Source organism: Clostridium sp. CMCC3677, assembly GCF_023845585.1.
In the GTDB taxonomy this organism is placed as follows: domain Bacteria; phylum Bacillota; class Clostridia; order Clostridiales; family Clostridiaceae; genus Clostridium; species Clostridium aquiflavi.
In genome coordinates, this window is sequence record NZ_JAMQHS010000023.1 from 1 (window position 1) to 11,749 (window position 11,749).

The following is an 11,749-nucleotide window of genomic DNA, read 5'->3' on the forward strand; positions in this document are numbered from 1 at the left end:
ATCTGGTGATGATGGCATGGAAGTAACACTCCTACCCATTCCGAACAGGAAAGTTAAGATCCATAGCGCCGAAGGTACTGCACGGGAGACTGTGTGGGAGATTAGGACGTTGCCAGGTAAGTTTAAAGAGATAGTTATAACAACTATCTCTTTTTTAGTATATAAAAATATATTAAAGTGATGTTTAAATAAGAGATAAAGTTTTTTTATAACTTTAAGATAGTCTTATATATTTAATATATCGTTGTATTGTTATATTTGTATCAAGTGTAAGAAATTTTATAAGATTTTTTTATTGTTAAAGTAAAAATTTTGAGACGACTTATTAAAGTACAGTATTAGTTATTTTTAACTAATACTGTACTTTCTTTAATTTAAATCTTTATAATTTCAACTAATAAAGATTAAGAAATAGTTATGTTTAAAGATGTATTGAAATTAAGATAAAAAAGTGAGAGGTATTGAATTAGAAGTATTTTGAATTTGAGATTATAGGTATCAATCATTTGTTTTTAAAGAAAACGTTTATAATAAATTTGTTCTTCTAAATTATTAAACTATATTATATTAATAATTTACAAAATACTATAAATAAACATAAAAAATGAAATTTAATTTTTAAAATAAACAAGAAAAATTGAAATATAAGTAGTTTTATGAGATTTAAGCAATGATGAAAATTAATGAATTGTATTCAAAAATTTGGTAAAATAACAATTGATAACTTTGATAAATTACTAAATATAGTAAAAAATATAATAAATGGATATAAGGTAAATGGAGGGGATAACTTGAGTAATGCTGATACTAAGAAGATAGATTATGAATTAGATACTGAACCCAAAGAAATTATATTAGAAGAAACAGCTAAAATACTAAAAGATCCAGAAAAAGATATAACTAAAGCTGCTAAAAAAATAAGTTCGTCTAAAAAATCAAATCGAACTACTAATAAAAAAGCCTCAAGTATAAAAGCAGAAACAAATTCAAGCAATAATAACAGTGAAAATAAAGAAGTAAAAAGTAGTACTAAAAAGTCAAATTCTTATGAACTAAATGAAACGAATATTAAAAAATTTCATGAAGGGAAAAACTATGAATCTTATAAGATTCTAGGCGCTCATATAAAAACAGAAAAAAGAAAAAAAGGAGTAAGGTTTACTACTTGGGCTCCCAATGCAAAAGAGGCTTATTTAGTTGGAGATTTTAATGATTTTAAAATAGATGAAAATTATAAACTTGAAAAATTAGATGAAAATGGATTGTGGAGCGTATTTTTACCACATATAAATGATGGTAGTAAATATAAATACTGCTTTATAGATGAATTAGGAAATCAATCAGATTTTAAATCCGATCCATATGCAATACAAAGTGAACTTAGACCTAATACTGCATCAATAGTATGTGAATTAGATAAGTTTAAATGGAATGATAAGAAATGGATTAATAGAAGAAATAAATTAAATATATATGAAATGCCAATGAATATATACGAAATGCATCTAGGATCATGGAAAAGAAATGAAGATGGAGAATTTTTAACATATGAGCAGTTAAGTGTAGAGCTGCCAAAATATCTAAAAGATATGGGTTATACTTACGTTGAATTGATGCCACTTGGAGAACATCCATTAGATGCTTCTTGGGGATATCAAGGAACGGGATATTATTCTCCAACAAGTAGATATGGTGATTTTAATGGTTTGAAAATGCTTATAGAAAAGCTACATGATGAAGAAATAGGTGTAATAATTGATTGGGTTCCAGGTCATTTTTGTAAGGATTCTCACGGATTATATAAATTTGATGGAACTACAACATATGAGTATAGCGAAGAATGGAGATCAGAAAATTGTGGTTGGGGAACTTGTAATTTTGATTTAGGAAAACCAGAAGTTCGTAGTTACTTAATATCAAACGCTCTGTATTGGATAAGAGAATTTCATATAGATGGAATTAGAGTTGATGCTGTATCAAGTATTCTTTACTTAGATTATGGTAAAGAAGAAGGTGAATGGGAGCCTAATCAATTTGGAGGAAATGCAAATTTAGAAGGTATAGAGTTCTTAAAACAATTAAACAAGGCTGTTAAAGCGGAAGATTCTAATATATTAATGATTGCAGAGGAATCAACATCATGGCCTAATGTTAGTAAATCTAATAATGGAGAATCATTAGGATTTAATTTTAAATGGAATATGGGATGGATGAACGATACTTTAGAATATATAAAAGTAGATCCTATATATAGAAAATTCAACCATGATAAAGTAACTTTTTCAATGATGTACAATTATTCAGAGAATTTTATATTACCAATATCACATGATGAAGTAGTACATGGTAAAAAGTCATTGGTTGATAAAATGTGGGGAGATTATTGGAATAAGTTTTCTGGCTTAAGATTGTTTGCATCATATATGATGGGACACCCAGGTAAAAAGTTATTATTTATGGGATGTGAATTTGGACAATTTATAGAATGGAGAGAATATGAAGAATTAGAGTGGTTTTTAATAGATAAATATGATATGCATAGACAGACACAAGTTTTCTTCAAAGATTTAAATCATTTTTATATAGATAATAAAGCACTTTGGGAATTAGATCATGATGAAAAAGGTTTTACCTGGATTGATGCAGATAATAATTCTCAAAGTATACTTGAGTTTATAAGAAGAAGTAAAGATGACAATGATACTTTAATTTTTATTAGTAATTTTACTCCAATTGTATATTATGACTATAAAATTGGAGTTCCATTTTTAGGTGAATATGAAGAAGTATTTAATACAGATGATAGCAAGTATGGTGGTTCTGGACAAGTTATGGGGGAAACATTAATATCAGAAAAATTAGAATATCATAATAAGCCATATTCATTACAAATTAAGGTACCTCCTATGGCAACATTAGTATTAAAAATAAAATCTATATACAAGGATATTGAAGAAAAAACTTTTATGAAGAAGGTAACAGAAATAGCTGAAATAGATAGAGAAGAATTATTAGATAAAATTGAGTATATAAAATAATAGAACATTGGTGAATTAGGGGGAAGAAGTATGAGAGTTTTATTTGTAGCATCAGAAGCACATCCGTTTATAAAAAGTGGGGGATTAGGTGATGTAGCTGGAGCGTTACCTAAGGAATTAGCAAGAAAAGGTGTAGATGTTAGAGTTGTTATACCTAAATATAAAGAAATAAACCATGAACTAAAAAATAAGCTTAGATTTAATAAGTGGTTTAACGTAGATGTTGGATGGCGCAATCAATATTGTGGAATCTTAGAATATGAACATGATGGCGTAATTTATTATTTTGTGGATAATGAATACTATTTTTCTAGAGGTGGAATGTATGGTCATTATGATGATGCTGAAAGATTTGCATTTTTTGATAGAGCAGTACTAGACATGATAAAACAATTGGATTGGAAACCAAATGTAATTCATTGTAATGACTGGCAAACTGGGATGATACCAGTTTTATTGAAACTAGAATATATGAGAAAAGATATGTTTTATTGGGATATAAAATCAGTATTTTCAATTCACAATATAGCTTTCCAAGGAATATTTGATCCAGTGATATTACCAGAACTGTTTGGATATGATTATGAACAGTATACAAATACTAATTTAAAATTTGATGATGGTGTAGGATTTATGAAGGGTGCTATAAATTACTCAGATATGATAACAACTGTTAGCTATAGCTATGCAGAAGAAATAAAAACTCCTGAGTTTGGAGAAAGACTAGATTGGCTGTTAAGAGAAAAATCCTATATGTTAAGAGGAATATTAAATGGAATAGATTACGATGAATTTAATCCTAAAAATGATAATTTAATAAATAAAAATTATGATGTAAATAATATAAATGATAAATATGAAAATAAAAGAAATTTACAGTTAGAACTAGGGTTAAGCGTTAATGAAAATATACCTATGATTGCAATGGTAACAAGATTAACAAGTCAAAAAGGTTTAGATTTATTAGTGCATATTTCAGAGAGATTATTACAAAATGATATTCAATTAGTTATTGTTGGAACTGGAGAAAAACATTATGAAGATCACTTTAAGTGGTTAGATTATAAATATGGAAATAAGGTCTCAGCAAATATTAGATTTGACAATAATTTGGCTCATAAAGCATATGCTGCATCAGATATGTTTTTAATGCCATCATTATTTGAACCTTGTGGCTTGGGACAACTCATAGCTCTTAGATACGGAAGTATACCAATAGTAAGAGAAACTGGTGGCTTGAAAGATACAATTAGAGCTTACAATGAGTACACAGGTGAAGGAAATGGATTTAGTTTTTATAATTATAACGCAGATGAAATGCTTCATATAATAGAGTACGCTTTAAAGATTTACTATGATAAAAATAAATGGTCAAACCTTGTGAAAAATGCTATGAATTCTAATAATAGTTGGAGCAAGTCAGCAGATGAATATTTAAATATGTACAAAGAATTAAGCTATAGATAATCTAATAATTTTTCTAAAGGAGGGGTAATGATGATAGAAATGGATAAAAAAGCATTCAAAAAAGCATATGTAAACAAATTCTTAGAAATGCACGGAATAGAACTAAAGGAAGGAACGAACCAACAAAAATACGAAGCTTTAGGAAGTTTGGTAAGAGATTATGTAACTAGGACATGGCTTAAAACAAACAAAAAATATAATAAAACAGGTGAAAAACAAGTTTATTATTTTTCAATGGAATTTTTACTTGGAAGATTGTTGGGTAATTCTTTATTAAATATTGGAATAAGAGATATTTGTAAAGAAGCTTTAGAAGAACTTAATATAAATTTGAAAGACTTAGAAAATCTAGAGGAAGATCAAGGACTTGGTAATGGAGGATTAGGAAGACTTGCTGCATGTTTCTTAGATTCAATGGCATCATTAAACATGCCTGGTCATGGATGTGGAATTAGATATAAATACGGTTTCTTTGAACAAAAAATTATTGATGGAAAGCAAGTTGAAGTATCTGATAATTGGTTAAAAGAAGGCAATGTATGGGAAAAAAGAAAAACTAATAAATCTGAAATTGTTAAATTTGGTGGAGAAATTAAAGTAGAAGAACGTAATGGAAGGTTAAATTTCGTACATGTAAATTATGAACCAATCTTGGCAATACCTTATGATACACCAGTTGTTGGATATAAAAACGATATAGTTAATACCTTAAGACTTTGGAGCGCAGAAGCATTATCAAATGAATTTGATTTTTCTTCATTCAATAGAGGTGATTTTTTACAGGCTATTCAATATAAGAATTCAGTTGAAGCTATATCACAGGTTCTTTATCCAGAAGATTCATTTTATGAAGGAAAGATTCTTAGATTAAAACAACAATATTTCTTTGTTTCCGCTGGTATACAAAGTATAATAAGACATTTTAAAAAGCACGGGGGAGAGATACCGGAATTTGCAGAAAAAATAGCTATTCATATAAATGATACTCACCCAACACTTGCTATACCAGAACTTATGAGAATATTGTTAGATGAAGAAGAATTAACTTGGGATGATGCATGGAGAATAACTGAAAATACAATATCTTATACGAATCATACTATTTTATCAGAGGCTTTAGAGAAATGGCCTGTAGATATGTTTAAAAAATTGCTTCCTAGAATATTTATGATAGTTGAAGAAATAAACAGAAGATATTGTGAAGAGCTAAAAGTTAAATTTTCTGGACAAGAAAATAAAATATCAAAGATGGCTATAATCGGAGAAGGACAAATAAGAATGGCTCATCTTGCTATAGTAGGCAGTCACAGTATTAATGGGGTAGCAAAACTTCATACTGAAATATTAAAGAAAAAGGAAATGAAAGATTTTTACTATTTGTATCCTAATAAATTTAATAATAAAACAAATGGTATAACTCATAGAAGATGGTTATTAAAATGTAATCCTAATTTAACAAAGTTACTTTCAGACACCATAGGTGATGGGTTCATAAAACATCCACTAGATTTAGAAAACTTTCAAAAACATTTAGATGATAAGAGTGTTTTAGATGAGCTAGGAAAGATAAAGCTCGAAAATAAGAAAAAACTTGCAAAGACAATATTAGACAATGAAGGCATTATAGTTGATCCTAATTCTATATTTGACGTTCAAGTAAAGAGAATACATGCATATAAAAGACAAACTTTAAATTGTTTAAGAATAATGGACTTATATAATAAATTACTTGATAATCCTAATTTAGATATTTACCCAAGAACATTTATATTTGGTGGAAAGGCTGCACCAGGATATTATTTAGCCAAAACCATTATCGAACTTATAAATAATATTGCAAGTAAAGTAAATAATGATCCAAGAGTTAATAAGAAAATGAAAGTAGTATTTATGGAAAACTATGATGTATCTTTAGCTGAAGAAATTGTTCCAGGGGCGGATGTAAGTGAGCAAATTTCAACAACAACTAAAGAAGCTTCAGGAACTTCAAATATGAAATTTATGATGAATGGAGCTATTACAGTAGCAACACTTGATGGAGCAAATATAGAGATTAAAGATGAAGTTGGAGAAGACAATATAGTTATTTTTGGATTAGAAGCAGACGAAGTATTAAGTTATTACAAAAATGGAGGATATAGTTCGTTAGAAATGTATAATCATAATTCAAGAATTAAGAATGTTATTAATGATTTAACTAATGGGAAATACCATAATGATAAGCAAAGATTTAAAACTTTATATCAAAATTTAATAACGTATAATGATGAATTTTTTGTATTAAAAGACTTTGATTCTTATTTAAAGGCACAAGATAAGATAGACGTTCTTTATAGAGATAAAGATATGTGGAATAAGATATGTGGAATAAATATATCACATTCAGGAATATTTTCATCTGATAGAACTATTGAACAATATGCAACTGGAATTTGGGGATCAGAAGTTATTTACAAGAACTTAGGCATATAAAAATAAATAACTAGTCAGCATGCTAGTTTATTTTGTGAACTACTTCTTCCTTGGAACCTACTAATAGTACAACTATTAGCAGAACCCAAGTCATTGTATTTCACAAAATATCCGTCGCATCTTTGACTTGTTATTTATTTGAATGTGCCTTATAGGAAGGGCTAATTTATGGATAAAACAAAAGTGAGATACAATTCTCAAGATAAGAATTTTAAAAAACCTTTTGGAGCAGTTGAAATTGGTAGAGCTATAAAACTATCAATTATAGTCAATAGAGATTTATTAGTAGCTCTTGAATTAACTGATTTTAATAATGAGAGTAGTTTATTGGAAATGCAAAAAGAATATTTAAATGATGGAAACTATAAATACTCAGTAGAAATAGATACATCTAATAAAACAGGACTGCTAAGATATTATTTTATTTTAATAGATGGTTATAAGAGAATTTATTATGGAAATAATGATGAAAAATTAGGCGGCGAAGGACAAGTATATAATAATGATCCTTTGCCATATGAAGTAACTGTATATGAAAAAATTGATGTGCCTAAGTGGTATAAAGATGGTGTTATATATCAGATATTTGTTGATAGATTTTGCAATGGAAATGAAGATAACAGCATAAATAAACCAAAGAAAAATTCTTTTTTATATGCTACATGGAATGATGAGCCAATGTATATAAAAGATAATATGGGAAGAATTTCAAGATGGGATTTTTATGGTGGAAATTTAAAAGGAATAATAAAAAAATTAGATTATATAAAATCTTTAGGTGCTAATATCATATATTTAAGTCCAATATTTAAATCATCTAGTTGTCACAAATATGATGTTGGTGATTATGAAGTTATAGATGAAATGTTTGGAACTAACGAAGAATTTTCAAAATTATGTAATATAGCACGAAGCAAAGGAATAAGAATTATATTAGATGGAGTATTCAGTAACACTGGATCTGATAGTAGATATTTTAACAAGTATGGAAATTATGATGAAGTTGGTGCATATCAGTCCCCTAATTCAAAGTATTACAAGTGGTATAAATTCATAACTTATCCTTATCAATATCAATCTTGGTGGGGTATAGATAATAGACCTAATGTAAATGAACTTGAAGAGAGTTATCTAGACTATATAGTAAATAAAAAAGGCTCTATAATGGAAAAATGGATGAATTTGGGTGCGAGTGGATGGAGACTAAATGTTGCTGATGAATTACCAGATAAATTTATAGAGATTTTTAAAAAAAGAATGAAGGAAATTAATAATGATAGCGTACTTATAGGAGAGGTTTGGGATGATGCTTCTAATAAAATAAGTTATTCAAAACGAAGAAAATATTTATTTGGCAAAGAATTAGATTCAGTTACTAATTATCCGTTAAGAGAATGTTTAATAAATTTTGTTAAAGGGTATATAACTTCTGAGAAACTAAAAAAGAGAATAATGTCTTTGTATGAGAATTATCCAAGAGAAATTTTTAATTCTAATATGAATGTTATAGGTACACATGATACTGAAAGAATTTTAACAATATTAGATGGAAATTTATATTTACTTAAATTAATGATAGTTTTTCAAATGACATTGCCAGGAGTACCGGTAATTTATTATGGAGATGAAGCTGGGTTAAAGGGTGGAAAAGATCCTGAAAATAGAAAGGCTTATCCATGGAATAATGAAAATCAAGAGATATTAAAATTTTACTCTAAGATAATAAATATAAGAAAAAATGAAGAGGTTTTGAGAAAAGGTAATTTAAAAATATTTGATATGGATGTGAACATATGTATATTAAAAAGAACATATGAAGGAAAAAACATAATAGTAGTATTAAATAATTCAGGCTTGCATAAAAACTTAAATAAATTTGAATTTGAAGGTGTATATAGCGAATTATTTAGTAATAAAACTATAGATTTTGATAAGGCTGATATCAACTTATCACCATATAATTTTTTAATATTATCTAAATAAATATGTAAATTAAAATGGATGCTTTGTTTAAAGAAGATTTATAAGAGTTATGTCGTGAATACATGATAATTTAAGGGGAAAAAGAGAGGAGATATTTATGGGAAATACTGAAATTGTGGCTATGATATTAGCGGGGGGACAAGGCTCAAGATTAGGAGTATTGACCAAGAAGTTAGCTAAGCCAGCAGTGCCATTTGGAGGAAAGTATAGAATAATTGATTTTCCTTTGAGTAATTGTGCAAATTCAGGGATTTATACAGTGGGGGTTTTGACACAATATAAGCCTTTAGAATTAAATGCACACATAGGAATAGGTTTACCTTGGGATTTAGATAGAAAAGATAGTGGAGTAAGCATATTGCCACCATATCAAGAAGAAAAGGGTGGAAATTGGTATAAAGGAACAGCAAATGCAATTTATCAAAATATAGAATTTGTTGACAGGTATGATCCAGAGTATGTACTTATACTATCAGGTGATCATATATATAAAATGAATTATACAAAAATGTTAGAATTTCATAAGGAAAAGAATGCAGATGCCACTATTGGAGTAATTGAAGTTCCAGTAAATGAAGCTAGTCGTTTTGGAATAATGAACACTAGAGATGATATGTCCATATATGAATTTGAGGAAAAACCTAAAATACCTAAAAGTAATTTAGCTTCTATGGGTATATATATATTTAATTGGAAAACATTAAAGAAATATTTAAGAAATGATGAAGCTAATAAAAGTTCAAGCAATGACTTTGGTAAAGATATAATACCATCAATGTTAAATGACGGTGGTAAAATGGTTGCTTATCCATTTGAAGGATATTGGAAAGATGTTGGAACTATTGAAAGCCTTTGGCAAGCAAATATGGACTTGTTAAAATCTGATAATGAACTTAATTTGCATGATCAAGATTGGAGAATATATTCAACAAATCCAGTAAGACCAGCACAATATATAGGCGAAAATGCTAAGGTTACTAATTCACTTATAGTTGAAGGATGCACTGTTAATGGAACAGTACAAAATTCTGTTTTATTCCAAGGTGTACAAGTTGGTAAAAATACAGTAATAAAAGACTCTGTTATTATGACAAACGCTAAAATAGGGGATAATGTGATAATTGAAAAAGCTATAATTGGAAATGATGCTGTGATAAGGAAAGACTGTGTAATAGGCACAGGTGATGAAATTGAAATTGTTGCTGCCAAAGAAGAGGTAAAAATGGGTAGTATCATGAAAAATAGCAAGGCGGTATAAGGAAAGTTGAGGGAAAAAGAGATGAATGATTGTGTTGGAATAATAAATTTAGATGAAAATGAAACAAAAATGGGAGAACTAGTAATAAATAGACCACTTGCATCAGTCCCTATAGCAGGAAGATATAGAATTATAGATTTCGTATTATCAAATATGACAAATTCAGGTATAGAGAGTATTGGAATTTTTACAAAAAATAAGTCTAGATCGCTAATTGATCATTTAACTAATGGTAGACCATGGGATTTACACAGAAATCAAAATGGATTAAGAGTATTTAATTTTTGTGAAGTAGATCCAGTATATGAAGATGTTCATAATTTTTCAGAAAATATAGAGTTTTTTAAGCGTAGTCATAAGGAATATTTGTTATTAACTCCATCTTATATGCTTTGTAATATAGATTATCAAAAAGTAATTGATTATCACAAAAAGAGTGGACAAGATATAACAATGGTATATAAAAAAATAAACAATGGTAAAAACTCATTTGTAGGATGTGATGTTTTAAACTTTGATGATTTAGATGAAGTTGTAAGCATTGGTGAAAATGTAGGTAGAGATAATAACATTAATATAGGCATGGAAGTTTATGTATTAAAAACTAGCTTATTTATAGATATAGTCCAAGATTGCTTAGTTAGTGGAATGTATAAAAAAGTTAAAAGCTTTATACATGATAATTTAGACAGTTTAAGAGTAGGGGCATATAAATTTGATGGCGAATTAAATTGTATAAATTCTATAAAAACATTATACGATAGCAATATGAAATTATTAAATAGAAAGATAAGTAAGGAAATATTTAGAGAAGATAGAGGAATATATACGAAAGCAAAAGATGAGGCGCCAACACATTATACAGACACTAGTAATGTTAAGAATTCTATAATAGCTAATGGATGTTATATAGAAGGCGAGGTAGAAAATTGTGTTATAGGAAGAAGAGTTTTTGTAGGTAAGGATGCAAAGTTGAAAAATTGTGTAGTAATGCAAGATAGTATTATAGAAGATAACACTTTATTAGATAGTGTAATTACAGATAAGGGAATAAAGGTTAAAGAGGGAGAAAAACTTATAGGATCTAGTTTATACCCTCTAGTAGTTATGAAAAAAGAATATCTTTAAAAATGCTCTGTTTAAACATAGTGTTAATATATAAATAATTATGCCTATAAGCTTTGTAGTATAAAAACTGTTTAGCATATAGGCATTTTTTATTAAAATAATAAAAAACTTTTAAAATACTGTTGACAATTGTTTTTTGAGATGGTATTATAAAACTCGTCGCTGAGAGATGCGACCAACAAGTAAAAAATAAGTTAGAAATAAAATTTCAAACTCATTAAAAAAACTTGTTGACATGAAAAAACTTAGGTGATATACTAAGGAAGTCGCTTAAGAGTGACACAATAAAACAAAAGTTGACAAGAAAGTCAACCATAAAAATTTGGTCTTTGAAAATTGAACAGAAATCAAGAAACATTAAAATAAACCAGCAATTCTTTATTTGAGTAAGTCAAGATTAAAC

6 protein-coding genes and 1 rRNA gene are annotated in these 11,749 nt (G+C 27.9%); all 7 read left to right on the forward strand.

Features of this window, described 5'->3' with window-relative positions:
- Position 1 precedes the first annotated feature (1 nt).
- The 7 genes from rrf to glgD all read left to right on the forward strand — a co-directional run bounded on the left by rrf (position 2) and on the right by glgD (position 11,346).
- A 5S ribosomal RNA gene (gene rrf / locus NG901_RS16365) occupies positions 2-118 on the forward strand.
- A gap of 673 nt (positions 119-791) precedes the next feature.
- The gene (gene glgB, locus NG901_RS16370) at positions 792-3,038 is read left to right on the forward strand and encodes a 1,4-alpha-glucan branching protein GlgB (protein WP_252216990.1); all 2,247 of its coding nucleotides are present in this window, start codon (positions 792-794) and stop codon (positions 3,036-3,038) included.
- Positions 3,039-3,068: 30 nt separating this feature from the next.
- Positions 3,069-4,505, forward strand: a complete 1,437-nt coding sequence (gene glgA, locus NG901_RS16375; protein ID WP_252216981.1) for a glycogen synthase GlgA — start codon at positions 3,069-3,071, stop codon at positions 4,503-4,505.
- Between the two features lie 30 nt (positions 4,506-4,535).
- Positions 4,536-6,977, forward strand: a complete 2,442-nt coding sequence (locus NG901_RS16380; RefSeq protein ID WP_252216992.1) for a glycogen/starch/alpha-glucan phosphorylase — start codon at positions 4,536-4,538, stop codon at positions 6,975-6,977.
- 168 nt (positions 6,978-7,145) lie between these two features.
- The gene (locus tag NG901_RS16385) at positions 7,146-8,960 is read left to right on the forward strand and encodes a glycoside hydrolase family 13 protein (protein WP_252216983.1); all 1,815 of its coding nucleotides are present in this window, start codon (positions 7,146-7,148) and stop codon (positions 8,958-8,960) included.
- 97 nt (positions 8,961-9,057) lie between these two features.
- The gene (locus tag NG901_RS16390; RefSeq protein ID WP_252216986.1) at positions 9,058-10,218 is read left to right on the forward strand and encodes a glucose-1-phosphate adenylyltransferase; all 1,161 of its coding nucleotides are present in this window, start codon (positions 9,058-9,060) and stop codon (positions 10,216-10,218) included.
- Between the two features lie 21 nt (positions 10,219-10,239).
- Entirely contained in the window at positions 10,240-11,346 is a 1,107-nt protein-coding gene (glgD, locus tag NG901_RS16395; protein WP_252216988.1) for a glucose-1-phosphate adenylyltransferase subunit GlgD, read from the forward strand.
- The last annotated feature ends 403 nt before the right edge of the window (positions 11,347-11,749 follow it).